Genomic DNA, 18,966 nt, shown 5'->3' on the forward strand with positions numbered 1-18,966 from the left:
ATGGACGCTAAAGACAAACAAATTGCAACAGACTTAGCTTATGAGATTATCCGTGAAGTTAACAGAGCCATAAGGCCTTATGTTGGAAAACCAGAATCCGCAGAAAAAGTAAAAATGGGTGCCGATGGGACACCAACATCATTAATTGACATAATAGCTGAAGATAAATTAATTAATATCCTAAAAAATGCCCCGGTACTCTCCTACATTATCAGTGAAGAAATCGGAGAGTTAAAATTAGGTCGCGGCACAAAAAGAAGCATCACACTCACCCACGAGCTTAGACGCGAAGATCTAAACGAGGATGAGATTCCAAAATTTATTTTCCTAATTGACCCGCTTGATGGAACAAACAATGCAATCAAAGAAATCCCCGCTTACGGCATTTCAATAGCTATTGCAGACGTGAATCAAGGTCGTCTTGCAACTTTAGATGATGTTGAATTAGGTTTTGTAAGCAATTTCGCTAACGGTAACTTTTTTGAAGCTGAAAAAGGAAAGGGCTGTTGGTTGAATAATGAAAAAGTCAAACCAAGCGATAACATTAACATCAGCAAAATGACCCTTGGAGGATTTACAAAAAGTGGAACTTCACAAGCTTCCAAACTAGTCGATAATGCCCGACGTATGAGAGTATTGGGTAGTGTAGTGCTAGAACTATCTTATGTTGCAAGCGGAAGATATGATGCATTTTTAGACCTTAGGGGAAGTAGAATTATCGATATTGCTGCTTCCAAATTGATTCTTGAAGAAGCCGGATGTATCATAACAAACAAATACGGTCAAAGACTTGACAATAAATTGAGCATTTATGAAAAGGCTGTAGTAGTGGCTGCAAATAACAAGATACTCCACAAACAGATGATTGACATCTTAAACAATAATGAAACTGACTTTATTGGAAAGATAGGAGTTATAGCAAGAATTGATCAGGACCGACCGATAATATTTGCCGCACAAGTCATTGATTATCTTTTAACAAATGGGCGTGAAGTAATTATTGAAAGACGCTTAGCTCACGAAATCACAAAATTAAAAGAAAATCCTGATTTGGACAATATTATTGAAAAAGTAAAAGAGGAATATCCTGAAATAGCTCACCTTCTCGATGACATTAACTTCAATATTGAATTTAACCAACTTGCAGAAGACATCTTTAACTTTGACTGTGATATGGCAGTTATTCTCGGAGGGGATGGAACATTACTTAGGGCTCAAGGAAAAATGAATCCCAACATTCCAATATTTGGAATCAACATGGGCACAGTTGGATTCCTAACGGAAATTGAAGCACCAAATACATTTAATGCTTTGAATGATATCCTAAAAGGAGATTACTACAGAGAAAAAAGGTCCCGTCTTGTCGTTTCACACGAAAATCACCAATACAGCGCAATGAATGAAGTAGTAATAATGACCGATAAAACAGCAAAAATGCTTCATTTTGAAATACAGGTAGATGGAGAAATTATTGAAGACGTAAGGGCTGACGGGTTAATTGTTTCAACACCGAGCGGTTCAACTGCCTATGCGATGTCTGCTGGAGGGCCGATAGTTGACCCTAAGGTTGAAGGATTTATTATCATACCTATTTGTCCTTATAAGCTTGGAGTAAGACCATTCGTTGTATCTGACAATAGTGAAATAACTGTAAAATTACTTAAAAAAGGTAAAAGCGCAGTATTCGTAATGGATGGGCAGATTAATGAAGAAGCCGAATACGAAGAGGAAATCAAATTCAAGAAATCCGACAAAGATGCAATATTCATTAGAACTTCTTCAAAATATTTCTACGAAAAAGTAAAAGATAAACTAAGCTAGTGGAGAAAATGAACAATCTAGTCATTGATTTAACTCATGGAGGAGTTAAAATTGCGGTTAGCCTTGCTAAAAAAGGAAAAAATGTCCTTGCCTATGACATCTACGGTACCTTAAAAAGCATTGATGAAAAGATGCTTTCCATTTATAATGTCGATTTGATTCAGTTAGAGGATTTGTCATATTTTAAGGGAGATATGAATGTTATTTATCCAATTCACCTGCCCCTAACCCGCGAGGAGATTATTTCATATAATCCTAATTTAAATTATTCCTTTCAGACACATCATGAAATAATTGGCGAACTTCTAAAAGATTGGGCCTGCGATATTCCAAAAGTAGAGATTACAGGTGTTAAAGGAAAAACATCCTCTGTTTTTATGCTTAAAGAGATTCTGATAGATAAAAATCCGCTGATCTTATCTAGCCTCGGTAGCCTGCTTTATGAAAATGAAAAGGAAATTGTTTTAAAACGCAACATCTCAATTACACCAGCAAACATTAAAGAGACAATCGACCTTGCATATAAAATTGCCAATCCCGTTTGTCAAATTGCCGAAGGTGTCGTTAAAAGTGAAAACTTAAGAAAATATAATTCGGCTATTTTTGAGTCTTCATTGGGAGTTAGCGGTATTGGAGATGTGGGCGTTCTATTAAATATTGCCGAAGACTATCCTATAGCCAAAGGCAGAAGTAGCGCTTCTGAAGCAAAAAAGCAGGTATTTAGGTGCAAGACAGTCGTGTGCGAAAAAGAGGCGCTTGACATGTACTACCAAAATGTCAATCATGAAAGAACCAATACCTTTTCACTTACAGACCCCAGTGCGAATCTTTATTTGGCAGATGTGAAGTACTCTTTAGATGAAACTGAAATTAATATATCATATAATGACGTTAAAACAATAAATAACAATGTAATTTCTGGCAAAATCAATTTAAAAGCATTTGCACCTGGGAAACATAATGTAAGCAATGTCATTGGAGTCATTTTGACTGCACTTGCTTTGGAAATTCCACATGAAAATATTATCAGGGGAATTGAAAACTACAAAGGAATCCCCGGCAGAACCAATAAAAAACAAAACGGAAACACCGTAATTATTGAAGAGATCAATCCTGGAATAAACACTAAAGCCATTGAAGAATCAATTAATATGATTGGCAATCTAGACGATTATTATGTAGCCATCGGTGGGGATTATGGAATAACCTGCGAGGAAATTGATGAAGATAAAGTAAGCGATTTTATAGATACTCTCAATTGTAAAATAATATTGACAGGCGATGTAGGCAAATCAATTTCAAAAAAAACATCTGAAAAATACACTGTGATTGAAAACTATAACGATGTTTATGATATGGCCATAAGAGATAATAAGAACCTTCTTTTTATTTACCGCTCTGATTATAGAAAACTTTCTCAAAGGTAATTTTCTTAAGAATGGTAAACATTTAATAAATATTAATTGTAAAAGTTAATAATGTAACAAAAACTTATAAGTAAAAACTTATATTGTTTATTTTAAAACTTGGAGATAACATATGATTGTTGGAACACGAGGAAGTCAACTAGCTTTAGCCCAAACAAAACAAGTTTGTGCAGATTTATCTAAAATAACTGGTGAATCTATTGATATAGAAATTATTAAGACAAAAGGCGATAAGATTACTACTTCTCAGCTTTACAATATGGACTCAAAAGGTCTTTTTACTAAAGAGCTCGATATTGCACTTTTGGAAGAAGAGGTTGATTTTACTGTCCACAGTTTTAAGGACCTTCCTACCGAACTAGATGAAGATTTAGAAATCGTAGCAGTTCCAAAGCGTGAAACTCCAAATGAAGTTCTTATTTCCTCTAAATCTTGGGCCGAACTTGGACCTGGATCCAAACTTGGAACAAGTAGCCTTAGACGTGAAGCATTTTGCAATCATTACGAAAAGGATTTCGAATTAAAACCAATTAGAGGAAATATTGAAACTAGAATTGACAAAGCACTCAATAGTGATTTAGATGCTACAATTATGGCTCAAGCAGGACTTAAAAGATTAAATCTCACAAAATACATTAAAGAAGTATTTCCAATAGATTATATCACACCTCCCGCAGGCCAAGGAGCACTAGCCATAATTACTAGAAAAGATTCAGATACAAAAAAATCAATACAAAAATTAAATGATTATGTGTCCATGCAGGAAGTGCTTGCAGAGAAAATGGTTCTTGAAGAGCTTGGCATAGGTTGCCAATGGCCAATCGGAGCTATAGCTCGCATGAATGACAAAGAATTTAATATTTATTCAATCTTACTGACTAAAGAAGGAGAAATCCTTAGCGAAAAAACAGAGAAAGGTTCTATAAGAAATGCTGTTGAATTCGGCAGGCGTATTGGGGAACATTTCCAAAATTATGTTTAAACGGAGGAATTAAATTGAAAACTGTTAACGTAGGAGTTATTGGGGTAGGTGCGATGGGTGAAAACCATGTTCGTGTTTATCACAAAATGGAAGAAGCAAATTTGGTTGCTGTTAGTGATGTGAGTGAAAGAGCGCTTAAAAAAATAGAGAAAAAATATGGTGCTAAAGGTTTTACAGAATATAGCGAACTACTAGAAAATCCTGAAATTGAAGCTGTAAGCGTATGTGTTCCAACCACATTCCATCATGCAGTAGTAATGGAAGCAATTGCACATAAAAAACATGTTTTAGTTGAAAAGCCAATTGCATTCACAGTTGAAGAAGCTGAAGAAATGATTGCTGCCGCTAAAGAAGCAGGGGTGTTGCTTGCAACTGGACATGTCGAAAGATTTAATCCTGCTGTTCAAAAAGCTAAAGAACTTATTGATGATGGGGTAATTGGAGATGTTGTATCTGCATTTGCAAAAAGGGTAGGGCCTCTTCCACCAAGAATCAAGGACGTTGGTGTTTCAATAGACTTGGCTATTCACGATTTAGACATTATGAATTATTTATTTGATGATGAAGTCACTAGAGTTTATGGTTCAATGAACTGCAGTTTCGACGATAGTGAATTTGAAGACCACGCTGAAATAATGGTTAACTTTGATAACGAAACAACCGGAATAATTGAAGTAAATTGGTTAACTCCTTACAAACGCAGAGAATTGGAACTTACCGGTACTGCAGGAATCATATCTGTAGATTATATTAAGCAAAGTATTGAAGTTTATGGAAAATTCGCACAAGACATCCAAATTAAACATGAAGAACCTTTAAAAGGCGAATTAAAATCATTTTTAAATGCCGTAATGACTGATACCGAACCAGAAATAACCGGTGAAGATGGACTTAAAGCTCTTAAGATGGTTATTGCTGCAAACAGATCTTCAAATGAACACAAACCAATTAGTTTTGATGAACTCTAAAAAGGTGATAAAGTGAAAGAAAAATTAATCGCAGAAGCACAAGAATTAAGACAACATGGATTTACAACTGGTGAAATTGCTGATGAACTTAATGTAAGTATGGATACTGCCAGATGGTTAATTCTTCAAAAAACTGAAGAAGAAAAAGTTGAAGCTCCAGTTGACTTTGCAATTAATTGGAAAAGCATTGGAGGCAATTCTACTCGTTTAAGTTATGTTTCAGGTGCTCTAAGTGATATGGCTTTATCCCATGGAGAGGCAGATACCGTTGTTGGTGTTGCAGTTAGTGGTGTTCCATTTGCAACTGTAATGGCAGATTATATGGAAGATATGACTGGAGAAGACACATCCATTGCTATTTTCCACCCAAATAAACACAGAAAAGATACTGATATTGATGATGACGGAACAATCAGTACTAACTTCGGAAGCGTTGAAGGCAAGAAAGTAGTGATTGTAGATGATGTTATTACTAGTGGAAAAACCGCTAAAGAAGTTATTCATACAGTGAAAGATTTAGGTGGCGAACCAACCTGCGTTACCGTGTTGATTGATAAAGCAGGATTATCTGAAATAGAAGGAGTTCCCGTTGAATCTTTGATTAAAGTAAGTAGATTATAATCTACTTTATTTCTTATTTTTTGATAGTTAAAGTTCAATATTTAACTCATCCATCATTTTGTCTATTTTTTTGTTAAGTTCTTTTATTTTTGAGGTAATCTCTTCTTTTTCATTTGCTAATTCGCTTAATTGTATAAATTCCCCTTCAAAAGTATCAACATATCTTGAAACAGATAAATTAAATTCATTAGCTGCAATTTCTGAAATGCTCACTATATTTGAGTATTTATCAATGATTTGCCTTTTTGTATAAGTATTGATGAGTTTTTTTATGCTTTTATCATCCAATTGAGCATATTTACGTGCATTCCTCCTATTGGAAAGCGGAACTTTTTTAATAGTGTAATCTTTAGACAAATCAATGAATAGAACATCATCGGAAGTTCTATTTTTCTTGAATACACAAATTATTTGTGGCCTCATATATCTTCCGAGCTCCCCTGGAATGCTTATAACACAGTCAAGACAGTTATTTTCATAAGTCAAGTATTTGCGCAATGTTTCAAGGGAATTTTTAAATAAAAAGCTTTGAGCAATAGATACAACCATAACACCATCATCATTAAGGGAATCGAATAAGTTAATTAAAAATAAATATTCGCTGCCCCTAAGTGATTCATACTCTTCACTGAATTTAGTATTGGATTTATTGAAGTCTATTTCATCAAGTATGCTTTCAAGAGCACTGCTTAATTTATTATCTTCACTGAAGGAATCCTCATTTACATTAAATTTTTCACTTAACATGTTTTGAAGTTGGCGGCGCCTATTCCTTTTTAAAATTTCATATTCCTGAGTTGTATTTATGGATTTAGAACTCCAGCCTCCAATTGATGGAAGATTTGAGACGATGACATCAAATGATTTTCCATAGAAATCTGTTGAATCAAGTGCATTTTCAAATTCCAGATATACGTTATCCAAATCAAAGTAACCGATCAAGAGTTTAACAATACTACAACAGAATGTTATTGCATCATAACCTTTAGCAAATGATTTTCCATATCCGAAATCAGTTTTTAAAGACAATGCAATCAATGAAGATGCATCATTTAAAAATGGATTGTAGACATCTATTGGTGTTGATTTAGCTGAAAATACAATTTCGGCTAAAAGATTATTCACATAATCTGGATCTTTGTCTGCTAAAATAGGTCTGAATTCACATATTCCATCAAAAACATCCCCATATGTGAATTCCTGTTCATAAATATCAAGTTTTGAAATTGAGTATAAGATGTCCTTGATTATGAAATTGATTTTTGGATCATATTCTATTCTTTCTAGCTTACATTGACTTTCAATACATTTAAATATGAAATTAAAGTATTTTTCATAGTTTGAGCCTTTAACAAATGAAACATTATCTCTAAAAGTGGTGTAGAGACGAGGTATAAACCATTTATCCTGAAATGTGGTGTTTATGACCTCATCAATAAATGCTGTTGGTTTTTTGATATAATATCCGAACATATGTAATGCGTCATCTTCAAATTCCATTTCAAGCCGACCATCACTAAAAGCTTCATCCAATGTGATTTCTTTATCTTCAATTGATAATAAAAAGTGGTCTTTTAGGGAATCTGAGCAATATTTATAAAGAAAAGTAAAAACTAAAAGATAAGATAAATCCCTAGACATTTTAGATTGCCTTAATTTAGATTTGATGTTTCTGTAAATGGTGTAGTTATTTGAATATTTAGATTTCTCAATCATCACACTCACCCCAAATTTTGTTTAAGATTCCTTCTTTGAGGCGTCGGTCATATTCAACAACTTTTTGGTCTTGGAGGATCTTTTCATTTATGGTGTCTAAAAGCTCACCATATTGAATTTGTGTTTCAATACTTGGAATATTTAGTTCAAGCTCTTTTATTTCCCTAATGGATACGTGGGAAATCCTTTCCGTACTCCCGATTTCATGGAGTTGTTTTTTTACATGGGCGTTGGTTAAAAGGTGTGCAATAAATGATGGGTCATAATAGCCTTTAATCAGTCTTATAATTGCTATTCTATCACTGATTACAAGACCTGGTGTTTTAACTTGAACCACATCAAACGGGTAAGGCATTTTCATCAATACATCACCGGGTTTTGAAAAAAACCTATCTTTAATATTATCTTTAAGTTTTAATTCTTCAAAATCAGATAGCTGGCCATCCGCTTTAATTGATCTTTGAACAATAACATTACATTTGAGTCCATTTTCATCAAGGTAACGCCTATATGACAAGCCAGAATATACATCTGCAATATCTCCTAGTTTTACTTTTTGCATTTCCCTCACTAGTTATAGTTTGATTTATTAAAATATAAAAGATTAGGTTCCAAAGCACCTGCCCGGAACCAAGGTTGAGCCTATATATTTGGCCCACATTGCTATATGGTGTGGAACATGGTGGTATTCTTCAAGGTAAATAAAACAGGTGAATCTTTTCCACATCATATATACTGATTTAAATAAGGTGAGTTGGCTGAAATAAGCATGTTTGCGTCTGTATGACTTTTGCCATACTTGATACTCTTGAAGTCTAAGCAAATGCTTAATTTCCCTCCTTAGCGCATCCATTTCATGGTACTCGGATGCGATAGGAGGATTTGAAAGATTATAGTACTTGTTTTTAAACTGCCTAATCTTTCTGTTAATTAGCTTCTCCCTTTCGAAATATTCATTGTTGTTTTTCCTATTTGACCTATAAGTCCTATACCTAGACATTGCTCCTCCTACTGGTACAATGCACTTACATCATCAATCATTGGATTCTCATCTGGAATTTCAGACGGATCTAGCTTTTCAGCAGAAACTCCTCCGATAACACCAACGCTTTGAATGTTATTTTTAAGAACCGCAGTGGAAGTAATTCCAGGTCCCTGTGGAGATAAGACAAATAAATCAAGGAATGTTTCGTCTTCCCCTACTATGAATGCTGGTTCAATGGCTTCGGCTGATTTGGTTTGAACTCTAATTAGGATGTGTCTAGCTTCGTTATCTCCTTCGAGTCCAATTTCACGTCTGATATTTTCATCTAAATCTTTGACTTTTTCACTCCAGTTGATGGAGTTTGATGGATAATTGTTCACATTATCACCTCTATTTTTTTATCCCTTTTTTGGGAACTGCATTCAACATTATTTTTACAAAATATAATTACAAATAAAATGCATTTTTAAAATAAAAATACAGATTTGTAATCATAATTTGTATACAATAGTATATAAACTTAACTATTTTTAACACCTTTTTATGAAAAATACATAATATGGGTGCTTGAGTAAGTATATATTTCTTTTAGTATATAAAGTTTTTGCATTTTGTTAAAAAATACAAAAAAACAGAAATGTGATTTTGTGCTAAAACATGAAACAGGCGGGTGTGGTGTGGTGAAAAAAATAGTAATAAGAAAGCCGAAACTATTCTTCAGCTTCCTCTTTTTTCTCTTTTTTCTCTTTTTTATCAACGATTACTAATTTTTGATTTTCTTCGTCGACTGCCATAACGATAGGGTCTTCTTCTAAAGCTCCAGGATCTTTCTCGACACATTCATTGATTTTGGATTGGATTGCACCAATATCTTCAGTGTCGATTAAATCAACAATTTCTAATTGTTGCTGGAACCTTTCAATACCATCTAATGGAACATTTTCAACAAAAGGAATAGCGCCGGTTGCTCCGATGATTTTCTTTTTATCTGGATCTGCACCGTTTTCGTATAATGCCTGAATACTTTGACCTGTGATGTGGCCTTGTACTTCAGCACCAGCCAATATTAAGAAACGAATATTTGGGTTTGAAATAATATTTGCAACTACTTTTTCTATTCCAAGGTTTTCAGTTTTACATGGTCCTGCGATTGCTGCTCCGGATAGTTCAGCTTCAATGTGAGATGCAAGTGTTGTAACTGCCACTGGACTTTCAGGGTCTCCAACAATGTAATCTCCACTGATTACAGGCCAGCCATCTGCAGGAGCTTTTTTATCAGCCACGATGAATTCCTCCTAAATTGTGTGATTTAAAGTATATTTTATAAATATTTAAATATTTTGTAACTTAAATAAGCAATTGCTTTTTAAGTATATGAAAGGCTAATCAAGAAATATATTAGATATCAAAACCAAAATACTACTGATGAATTTGAATACTGAAATTTTTTATTTGATTAACAATGATTTATCAAATCCGATTTTTGATTTGATAATGCCTCCATTTACAAATCTTGGAGGTTTTGTTGGGTTATTAATCCTTTGCATTATGGCAATTTTAATTTGCAAGCATTACAACAAAGAGGATTATCTAAAAATTTCAAAGTTGTGTCTGTATGCTCTTTTACTTTCTGCAGGAATTGCACTTTGTTTAAAATTATGCATCATTGAAAACCGCCCATTCACAACATTATCCCATGTTCACCAGCTTGTAGTCCCAAGCGAACCAAATTCATTCCCATCTGGCCACACTTCCTCAACATTTAGTGTAGTGACCATTTTAGTTCATGAATTTAGACAAAAAAAGCTTTTAGTTAGCATATTAATAATATTCAGTATATTGCTTGCTTTTTCAAGAGTTTACTGCGGTGTCCATTATCCGTTAGATGTGGTTGTGGGAGCGATTGTTGGAATTGTAAGCGGAATTCTTGTACTAAAAGTAAAGATCTGATGGGTTTCCGATATATTCAAAATCATCTTTGTTATTAAGGTATTTAACGCCGATGACTTTGCCGTCTGAAAATTTTGTTACAACACTCATTCCATCATTTACATCAATGACAATAACTTTTGTGTCTTTTTCACCTTCTGTTTTGATTTTAACAATCTCATCATTTTGAATTAACACAGCATCCTCAAAATCATTGCTGATATCTGTTGAATACCAATGTTGAGGTAATTTAAGCCTTAAGTCCAAATCATCCAATAAATCTTTTACATGCATTTGAAATTCTCCTATAGAATATTTAAATCTAATGATACTCTTTAAAGAGATATATTTAAATATTTTGTAACTTTTGAAGGGTTAGAAGTAGTCAAATTCACCAAAAAATGCTTCTTTTATTGAATTGATCATTATCCTAAAATCATTATCCAGCTCGGATTCGACCCCTTTGACCATACATTGAAACTGAGGATATTCCTTTAAAAAATCAAGTGCATATTGAAGTTGAAATTCTTCAGCTTGTTTGAATTTGCCTTCTTTTAACAATTGAGAAGTGATTTCAATTTCCTTTTTATCTAACTCCTCAAATTCAGGATGACTCCTATAAATTTCCATCCTTTTAAGCTCCACCTTATCATCAATTTCATCTAAAATATTGACTAGTAGAATGGGAAGGCCTGAAGGTATTCGAACAAATTCCTCAATGAATTTATCATCAATCGATTCGGTATTTTTAACTAAATTCTTTGACATGCTATACTAAAAAGTGAATCTTGTTTTTATCAATTTCATCTAATGTGTGAGGTTCGGGAATATCATCTGAATGACCTAATGCCAGAATACCTGCAACTCTGTAATGGGAATCTATTTTTAAGATTTCGCGTACTACTTCCTCAGCCCAAACACCATCTTTTTTTCTTAAGTGAACCTGCACCCAACAACTTCCCAAACCAAGTTCAGTTGCCATGAGATGCATATAAGTTAGTGCAATAGAAGAGTCTTCACACCATGTATCTGCAATCATAGTATCCGCAATAACAACAATGGCCTTGTCACATCCGGCAATCAATTCGGCACCATGGTCTTTGCATTTTGAGAGTTCTTCAAGAGTTTCCTTTCTTTCAACAACCATAAAATTGCATGGCTTTCTATTCATACTGGTTGGAGCCAAAAGCGCTGCTTGCAAGATTTTGTCAAGTTCATCTTTAGAGATTTTTTGGTCATTGAACTTGCGGGTACTCCTTCTTTTAAGCATAATTTCAGTTAATGTCATGATTAAAAATTAGATTTTAGAATATAAAAATATTAATAATAGAAATTCTTGTCAAACTCTAAAATTGCATCAATTACCCTTTCCGAGTTATTTTTATCAATATACTTGAAAAAGTCATCTACACGCTTTTCATATATTTCATCCATTGGACATTTATTTTCCACCAATTCAAAAATCTTTTGTTTTAATTCATCGTGCGTGTCAATTACGGGACCAAAGCCCATAGAGTCATATTTAAAATAAGCGCTATCTATATCAAAGTGATAATCTTTATCAGGTTGATAATAAATAACAGGCTTTTTAAGATAAGCAAAATCAAAAGCAACAGAAGAATAATCTGTGATGATTAAAGAAGAGTGATTAAAAATATCATTATAGGATATGTCAGTACCCAATTGAACATTTGATGGAATGTTAAAAAGGTTTATGAATTTTAAAACGTTTCTATGAGGTTTGAATATTAATCTATAACCCTTTAATTTTAAAAATTCAATCAAATCATTATCATTTAACAGATTATTGATGGCCTTATAATAATTGGTTTGAATAAATTCCTCTTTTCTAAGTTGGTTGTATTGTCTTCTCCAAGAAGGCATGAAAACAATTTCACGCTTATCTTCAAGTTTTTCTAAAAAGTCGAATCTTGGAAAACCTAGAACTTTAACGAATTCCTCCGGATAACCATAATTTGAACCTAAAAATGATTCGCGTTCCTTATCAGAAACTGTTACAATTAAGAATATTCTCTTGTCATACCTATTTAACCAATAGGAAATGTCATCTTTTGTAACCCCATGCTGCAGGAAAACTGTTTTTGATCTTGCAAGGCCTGAAAGGTGAGAATAATTGCCCCAAAATGGATAGATAATACTATTGTCCGGATGGGAAGTGATGATATAATCTGCAAATAAAAGATAAAACCTATGTTTCAATGATTTGTATGGAAGAACACTGCCCGTTTTACTTATCTCATCATATTCTTCACTAGAATCATCCAAACCAAGGAAATTTTTTAGTTTATTCAATTTTGAACCAGAAACATAAATCCTGTCGATTTCAGATAAATCAGATGAAGAATTCGCTGATTTTGAGAACACATAAAATTTTTTAATATCTTTAAGTTTATCAGAAACCATCGCTTTTTTAAATAAAAAAAATCCGTTGTCTTCCGCCATATTAGGCAAATCCATAAATACCCAAATATGTTTATTTTTTAAAAAGTAATATAAGAGGAAATATCTCAATCTTAAGAAAACACCAGTACGCCAGCCCTGTTTTTTTTCTTTTAAGATTTTATTTAAAACTTCATTTTCCAATCTAATGCATTTTTTAATTGTCTTATCGGTAATTTCAATATAATTGTCCCTATCAATTGCCAAATAATCTTTACCAAGCTTGTACTTGGATGTTCTGGTGAGCCTTGAAGTGTGATTGTAGTCAATTTGAAGGACAGCATTATTCGCCTTAAATTCAATTTTCATATTGTTGGAAACAGGCAAAACAACTTCAAAACAATGATTATAAGCATAATTAAAATTAAGAGAATAATTGTCCCTTTGAGGATACGATAATTCAGTAGTTTCGAATATCTTACCATCAACAACCGCAAAGATTTTCATTTCTTTTATAAGATTAGTTAAAATCCCTGAAATATAAACTTCATTTTTATTAAGGAATTCGAAATTATCAATGTATACTGTATTTAAATCAACATCATCTTGAAAATCATCTTTATTTAATCTATAAGCAGTACCATAATCTTTTAAGAGCACCAAATGATGTTTTAACTCATTTGATATTGAAAATTGACTGTATATTACATCTTTATCAATATGATTCAATATATAAAAAATTTTATCATACAGCTCATCAATCTCTTTTTGATTAAGCAACCTATCAATGAAACGAATTTCGACAATCCACTGCAAATCATACATTAAAACATGCTGAATAAATTTAGGAATCTTACCTTCACCATCCAATGCATAATTCAATAATCCCATAAAATACTGGTCAACTCTTGATGTAAAATATGATTTATAATGAGTTGAAGTTGCAATTAGGGAATCCTGTGAAACATTTTTCCTATAGTGATATTTTACGCCATGCAAAAATCCTATTTTAGGATTATCCAGAAGCATTTGATTAATCAATAACGGATCTTCAGAAACTCTTAAATCCTCATTGAATTTGTAATTCTTCAGTTTATCATATCTAAAAAAACTGGATGGCGCTGATAATTGAATATATTCCGGATGTTCGTTCAAGTCAACAGCTTGAGTTTTATCGAATTTAAAATTAAGATTGTGTGGGCCATGCTTAACCCCAAAAAAGTAAATCGGAATAGATGCAATATCCACATCGGGATTTTTCTTCAAAAAAATGTATGCCTTTTTAAAGGCATGCTTTGATATATAATCATCACTATCCAAAAAGTTAACAAATTCGGCATCAACATCTTTAAGCCCGATATTTCTCGAATAAGAAGGACCTTTATTTATTTCATTATTTATTACTGTGATGTTTTTAGGGTATTTCCTTTGATATCTTTCAGCAATTTGTGCCGTATTGTCAAAACTGGCATCGTTGACTATAATAATTTGAATATTTTTTTTAAAGTCCAAACTTTGATTAATGATTGAATCCAATGCCTTAGATATGTATTTTTCAGAATTATATGCCGGCATTACAACTGCAATTTTAAAGCTCAAAGATATTCACCTTATTGAGATATAAGTCATACATATTATTTAAAGAATTTGATTGATAATAATTTAAGTATACTTTAAAAAAAGAAAAATTTAATAATCAGCAGCATGAATTATAAATGTTAGAATAGAATAACTTCTTAAAGAGAATCCTATGTAATTTAGGCAATCTGTTCAAATTTAAAGAATTCCAAAACATCATCATCAACATTATCCTTAATATCCGAATATAAACCATAATCATTGATGAATTTTTCAAAAACCCCTTGAACTCCCTTGAAGAATTCATCTTTATATTCATCATCAATAATTTCATATTTTCTTTTTAGAATTGAACCAAAGATATAGTTGAGTAGTTGTTCTTTATAATATTCATATATCACTTTATTTTCTAAAAAGGCTTGAATAATTAAATCAACAATTTTGAAAATATCAAATAACCTATCATTGGTTAAGGTCATAAGTGAATTGAATCTTCTTCGGCGATTATAAAAATAATTATCATATACTGAAATTCTATCTGCATTGATGATTACTTTATTAGTGAAGGGATTATCCTCATTTATGCAATTTTCATTTATAAATCTTATATTATGCTCATCTAAAAAAGATTTTAAATATAACTTATTCCAAACCGGAGAAGGTATGCTCAATAACCTATTCTTATCAACATCCCAATGATTGAATACCTTATGATTGAATTTTGTCAGAAAATCCATTTCATAATATCTTTCCATTCCAAAGTCATGGGAACCATCATAATAAACAATACTTTTAAAAATTAGCACATCTAAATTATTTTTTTCCGCTTCTTCGACCAACATCCCGAAAGCATCTAAACTGAACCAATCATCAGCATCTAAGAAAAGAACATATTTCCCACTAGCAATATCCAATCCCCTATTTCTAGAACAAGCACACCCACTATTAAACTCATTTTTAAAAACTTTGATTCTAAAATCTTTTTGTGCGAAATATTCCAATATTTCTGGTGTTGAATCAGTTGAAGCATCATCAATACATATTACTTCAAAATCAGAATATTTCTGTTTGAGAACACTATTTAAACAAACATGCAAATACTCTTCCATATTATAAATCGGAACTATAATGGAAATCATTTATCTCCCCCAAATGATTCGAAGCTTTTAAAGATTATCTGAATATTTTCCTAAATCAAACACACTTTAGTTTAAATAAAAATTATTTGTATTTTTTCTTTGATTCCCGAAATATGTATAAAAATTATCCGGAATTTGAATCACTATTAATAATATTATATGTACTATTTATTTATAATTAATTAAAATCTTTTTCCAAAAATAAAAGGCAATGCTTAATTCTTTAATTACAAAAACCACCATAAATAACTGATAAATCCATAATACATATTTAAATAATACAAATTATAAAAATTACTTTAAATCAAAAGCACAATATTCACAAAGAACACAACTGATGATAATATGTATAACGATTTATTGAATAAAACTAAAAGTATTGCAGTTATTGGATTAGGCTATGTTGGCCTGCCTTTGGCAGTGTTATTTTCAAAAAAATATGATGTAATCGGTTTCGATGTTGATGAAAAGAAAATAACTGCTTACAACAATGGAATAGATGTAACCTGCGAATTGCCTGAAAAAACCCTTGAAAACTCAGATATTCATTTTACATCTAACGAAGAAGATTTAAGGGATGCTTCATTTTTTGTAGTTGCCGTGCCTACTCCTATTAACGATGAAGATTACCCTGATTTTAAATATGTTATTTCCGCTTCAGAGACCGTTGGAAGAAACCTTAAAAAAGGATCAATTGTAGTTTATGAATCAACCGTGTATCCGGGAGTTACTGAAGACTTGTGCGTGCCAATTCTTGAAGAAAGTTCAGGATTGAAATGCATTGATGACTTTAAAGTTGGATACTCACCTGAAAGAATCAGCCCTGGAGATACACATAACAGGATTGAAAACATTACAAAAATTGTTTCAGGCATTGATGCGGAATCATTAGAAATTATCTCAGAAGTGTATGACAGCGTATTAAACAATGGCATTTACAAAGCAGACACAATTAAAATTGCAGAAGCCGCAAAAGTTGTTGAGAACATCACTAGGGATGTGAATATTGCATTGGTTAATGAGTTCTCCATGATTTTCAACAATATGGGCATAAATACATCAGATGTAATTGAAGCCGCCGGAACAAAATGGAACTTCCAGAAATATTATCCGGGTTTGGTTGGCGGGCACTGCATTAGCGTAGACCCATACTATTTATTATATAAAAGTAAAAAATTAGGTTTTAATCCAAAATTAATGGAAACAAGCCGTGAGATTAATGAAAACTTATCTGATTTTATTGTGAAGAACATTCTTTATTTAATGATAGAAAATCAAGTTAATGTTAAAGGTTCTGAAGTTTTGGTTTTAGGAGTTACATTTAAAGAGAACTGTAATGACATAAGAAACAGCAAAATTACTAAAGTAATTTCAGAATTAAGTGATTTGAACATTAATGTTGATGTATATGACCCTTACGCAAATAAGGAAGATGTAAAGCATGTATACGGCATTGACTTAATCGAAAATTGTGATAAAAAATATGATGCAATCATTATTGGAGTTGCACATAATCAATTCAAGGATATTGACATCAACAAAATTAACGAGCTATCTAAAGACAAACCGATTGTCATAGATTTAAAATCAATATTGACTAAAGACATTCAGAAAAATGATGAAATAAGCTATTGGTCATTATAACCAATGCTTACTTAAATCTTTTAAAAAAAGAATTATCCTCATTTCCATTGTATAAATTATCCTTTGCAAATGTCTTTATTAACTCAATTGACACCTCATTTGGCAATGGCCCATGAGGCTTATCTTTTACTTCTTTATAAAAATGTATTTCCAGTTGATCCTTGAAAATGTCCAATTCCTTAATATCATTGATAAATGGTATGCAATGCCTTTCTAAATCTGGAGCTGATTCAGTATTAACATAATAAGTGATTGGAGGAATATAGTTTTCTTTTTTGAATAGGTCGATTGTGTTTATTCTATAATCCACAATATCTGCAATTTCTTCTTGAGACAAATCTGGGAAATCCTTCTGCAATACTCTGAAAAGGTTATTAATATGAGTGTTATAATAATTCAGGATAGTGAATTGTGAATTGTTAACAAGAACTTTTGAATCCTTAATTAAAGTTCCAAGACCAATCGATACAAATCCTCCACCGGAACTGCCATAAAATAGAATATTCTCATTAAAAATTTTTTGATTTGAAGCGAGCTTTTCGATGATTTCAGCGACAGTGTTTAAATACCATTGATTCTTATCACCAACAAACCATCCTATAGTAATCTCATCATCATAAAAAAATACAGGATCCGCATATGTGATAAAAGATTCATCGAAATATTTGAACCAAGACCATCTGTTAAAGAAAGGTGGCTCTATTAATACTCCTTGAGAAGTTCTAGAGTTTCTTGCAAAGGCCCCTGGTCCGCAGCATATTAGATTTTTATTATTTGAAGAAAAATTAATGATTAAACAAAATTTAATACCCTCATGAATAATTTCAAGTCCAAAAAGTTCATCCAATGGAAATTCATATGTTTCTATATCCTCTAAATCTAATTTAATAACCTTTTTAACTAATTTCTCCATATAATCCCTCTATCAAATATAATTTATAAGTTAATCAATATAATTTTTTAACTATTTATTTGAAATTTTGGAAAATAACTGTTTTACTTTATTACGATTTTCCATCTCACCCTTAAGTTTTGAATTGGATGCGATTAAAGACTTATTTTTATTTTCCAAATATGAATTTTCAGATTTGAGTTTGGATACTTCCAAACCACTTTTACGAATGACAGAAACATAATCGCTTATGTCATCACTCAAATCTGAAATTATTGCATCTTTTTCAGCAACGCTTGATTTATAATCCTCAACTTCATCATTCAAATTTGAAATCAAATCGTTTTTATTATTAATGTCATATTTATATTCATTTAATTTAGCATAGTTGGACTTGTATTCCTCCAAAAATAATTGGAATTCAGATTTAATTTTGCCATGAATATCGGCTATTTTAGATGATTCATTATTCTGATTCAGTTTATCGCTGATTTCAATTAGCTCATCCAACAAGGAATCGATGTTATGTATGATCGGCTGTGTTGCATGATTAATATAATCACTATGATTCAATACAGTTCTGCAAAATAGTTCGTTTTCATCATCTAACTCCTTATTTTTAAACCTTTTTAATCTAAATTTGACGGAACCGTAAACCTGAGATTTGTATTCCTCATCTATTGACTCGAACCATTCCCTAATTGCGGAAACCTCATCGTTATCAGACAATTTAGAATGAATGATGGAATAAAACTCCCTCAACTTATCAAAGTCATCATGGTCTTTTGAAGCAAGAACACTGTCAAAAATAAAACGCTTATCACTTGCCAATTCATCAACAAAATCAGTGCCCTCCAAAGGCTT

18 protein-coding genes and 1 pseudogene are annotated in these 18,966 nt (G+C 32.1%); 7 read left to right on the top strand and 12 right to left on the bottom strand.

All coding sequences use genetic code 11. The annotated features are described in order from the left end of the window. The 5 genes from ACJMLD_RS03845 (at position 1) to ACJMLD_RS03865 (ending at position 5,819) form a co-directional block, all read left to right on the top strand. Positions 1 to 1,821, top strand: coding sequence for a bifunctional NADP phosphatase/NAD kinase (locus ACJMLD_RS03845; RefSeq protein ID WP_405268144.1), 1,821 nt, complete (start codon positions 1 to 3; stop codon positions 1,819 to 1,821). A gap of 8 nt (positions 1,822 to 1,829) precedes the next feature. Next, positions 1,830 to 3,248 (top strand): coenzyme F430 synthase, encoded by a 1,419-nt coding sequence (gene cfbE / locus ACJMLD_RS03850; protein ID WP_405268146.1) that lies wholly within the window; start codon positions 1,830 to 1,832, stop codon positions 3,246 to 3,248. Between the two features lie 112 nt (positions 3,249 to 3,360). Further along, complete coding sequence (gene hemC, locus ACJMLD_RS03855; RefSeq protein WP_405268148.1) at positions 3,361 to 4,230, top strand: hydroxymethylbilane synthase; 870 nt, start codon at positions 3,361 to 3,363, stop codon at positions 4,228 to 4,230. 14 nt (positions 4,231 to 4,244) lie between these two features. Beyond that, on the top strand, positions 4,245 to 5,198 hold the full coding sequence (locus ACJMLD_RS03860; protein ID WP_405268150.1) for a Gfo/Idh/MocA family oxidoreductase: 954 nt from the start codon (positions 4,245 to 4,247) through the stop codon (positions 5,196 to 5,198). Positions 5,199 to 5,210: 12 nt separating this feature from the next. Further along, the gene (locus tag ACJMLD_RS03865) at positions 5,211 to 5,819 is read left to right on the top strand and encodes an orotate phosphoribosyltransferase-like protein (protein WP_405268152.1); all 609 of its coding nucleotides are present in this window, start codon (positions 5,211 to 5,213) and stop codon (positions 5,817 to 5,819) included. 27 nt (positions 5,820 to 5,846) lie between these two features. On the opposite strand, the gene ACJMLD_RS03870 is transcribed toward ACJMLD_RS03865, so the two are convergent. The 5 genes and pseudogenes from ACJMLD_RS03870 to mtrA form a co-directional block, all read right to left on the bottom strand. Continuing rightward, a complete protein-coding gene (locus ACJMLD_RS03870) occupies positions 5,847 to 7,535 on the bottom strand; it encodes an N-6 DNA methylase (RefSeq protein WP_405268153.1) in 1,689 nt (562 codons plus the stop codon). Beyond that, positions 7,528 to 8,097, bottom strand: coding sequence for a hypothetical protein (locus tag ACJMLD_RS03875; RefSeq protein ID WP_405268155.1), 570 nt, complete (start codon positions 8,095 to 8,097; stop codon positions 7,528 to 7,530). Before ACJMLD_RS03875 ends, ACJMLD_RS03870 begins: the two co-directional genes overlap by 8 nt. A 42-nt stretch (positions 8,098 to 8,139) precedes the next feature. Then, complete coding sequence (locus ACJMLD_RS03880) at positions 8,140 to 8,535, bottom strand: hypothetical protein (RefSeq protein WP_405268157.1); 396 nt, start codon at positions 8,533 to 8,535, stop codon at positions 8,140 to 8,142. Positions 8,536 to 8,543: 8 nt separating this feature from the next. Then, a complete protein-coding gene (locus ACJMLD_RS03885; protein WP_405268159.1) occupies positions 8,544 to 8,900 on the bottom strand; it encodes a hypothetical protein in 357 nt (118 codons plus the stop codon). Between the two features lie 333 nt (positions 8,901 to 9,233). Then, positions 9,234 to 9,803: pseudogene (mtrA, locus tag ACJMLD_RS03890) on the bottom strand (tetrahydromethanopterin S-methyltransferase subunit A); the annotation flags it as partial. Positions 9,804 to 9,945: 142 nt separating this feature from the next. Here mtrA and ACJMLD_RS03895 point away from each other — a divergent pair. After that, entirely contained in the window at positions 9,946 to 10,470 is a 525-nt protein-coding gene (locus tag ACJMLD_RS03895; protein ID WP_405268160.1) for a phosphatase PAP2 family protein, read from the top strand. Here ACJMLD_RS03895 and ACJMLD_RS03900 read toward each other — a convergent pair. The 5 genes from ACJMLD_RS03900 to ACJMLD_RS03920 all read right to left on the bottom strand — a co-directional run bounded on the left by ACJMLD_RS03900 (position 10,453) and on the right by ACJMLD_RS03920 (position 15,566). Beyond that, positions 10,453 to 10,743: a hypothetical protein gene (locus tag ACJMLD_RS03900; protein ID WP_405268162.1), complete on the bottom strand. Its 291-nt coding sequence runs from the start codon at positions 10,741 to 10,743 to the stop codon at positions 10,453 to 10,455. The genes ACJMLD_RS03895 and ACJMLD_RS03900 overlap by 18 nt on opposite strands. Positions 10,744 to 10,824: 81 nt before the next feature. Next, positions 10,825 to 11,217 (bottom strand): hypothetical protein, encoded by a 393-nt coding sequence (locus ACJMLD_RS03905; RefSeq protein ID WP_405268164.1) that lies wholly within the window; start codon positions 11,215 to 11,217, stop codon positions 10,825 to 10,827. A 1-nt stretch (position 11,218) separates the two neighbouring features. Continuing rightward, complete coding sequence (locus ACJMLD_RS03910; protein ID WP_405268166.1) at positions 11,219 to 11,737, bottom strand: nitroreductase family protein; 519 nt, start codon at positions 11,735 to 11,737, stop codon at positions 11,219 to 11,221. Positions 11,738 to 11,769: 32 nt separating this feature from the next. Further along, positions 11,770 to 14,448 (bottom strand): CDP-glycerol glycerophosphotransferase family protein, encoded by a 2,679-nt coding sequence (locus ACJMLD_RS03915; RefSeq protein WP_405268168.1) that lies wholly within the window; start codon positions 14,446 to 14,448, stop codon positions 11,770 to 11,772. Positions 14,449 to 14,606: 158 nt separating this feature from the next. Then, positions 14,607 to 15,566 carry a glycosyltransferase family 2 protein gene (locus ACJMLD_RS03920; protein ID WP_405268170.1) on the bottom strand — a complete coding sequence of 320 codons (960 nt, stop codon included), beginning with the start codon at positions 15,564 to 15,566 and terminating at the stop codon, positions 14,607 to 14,609. 345 nt (positions 15,567 to 15,911) lie between these two features. Here ACJMLD_RS03920 and ACJMLD_RS03925 point away from each other — a divergent pair, with 345 nt between their 5' ends. Next, a complete protein-coding gene (locus tag ACJMLD_RS03925; protein WP_405268171.1) occupies positions 15,912 to 17,210 on the top strand; it encodes a nucleotide sugar dehydrogenase in 1,299 nt (432 codons plus the stop codon). Positions 17,211 to 17,217: 7 nt separating this feature from the next. On the opposite strand, the gene ACJMLD_RS03930 is transcribed toward ACJMLD_RS03925, so the two are convergent. Both ACJMLD_RS03930 and ACJMLD_RS03935 read right to left on the bottom strand, forming a co-directional pair. Beyond that, positions 17,218 to 18,123, bottom strand: a complete 906-nt coding sequence (locus tag ACJMLD_RS03930) for a hypothetical protein (protein ID WP_405268173.1) — start codon at positions 18,121 to 18,123, stop codon at positions 17,218 to 17,220. 51 nt (positions 18,124 to 18,174) lie between these two features. Continuing rightward, on the bottom strand, positions 18,175 to 18,966 hold a 792-nt coding region (locus ACJMLD_RS03935), incomplete at its 5' end, for a hypothetical protein (protein WP_405268175.1).

It is taken from the genome of Methanobrevibacter sp. (assembly GCF_045112895.1).
Lineage (GTDB): Archaea > Methanobacteriota > Methanobacteria > Methanobacteriales > Methanobacteriaceae > Methanocatella.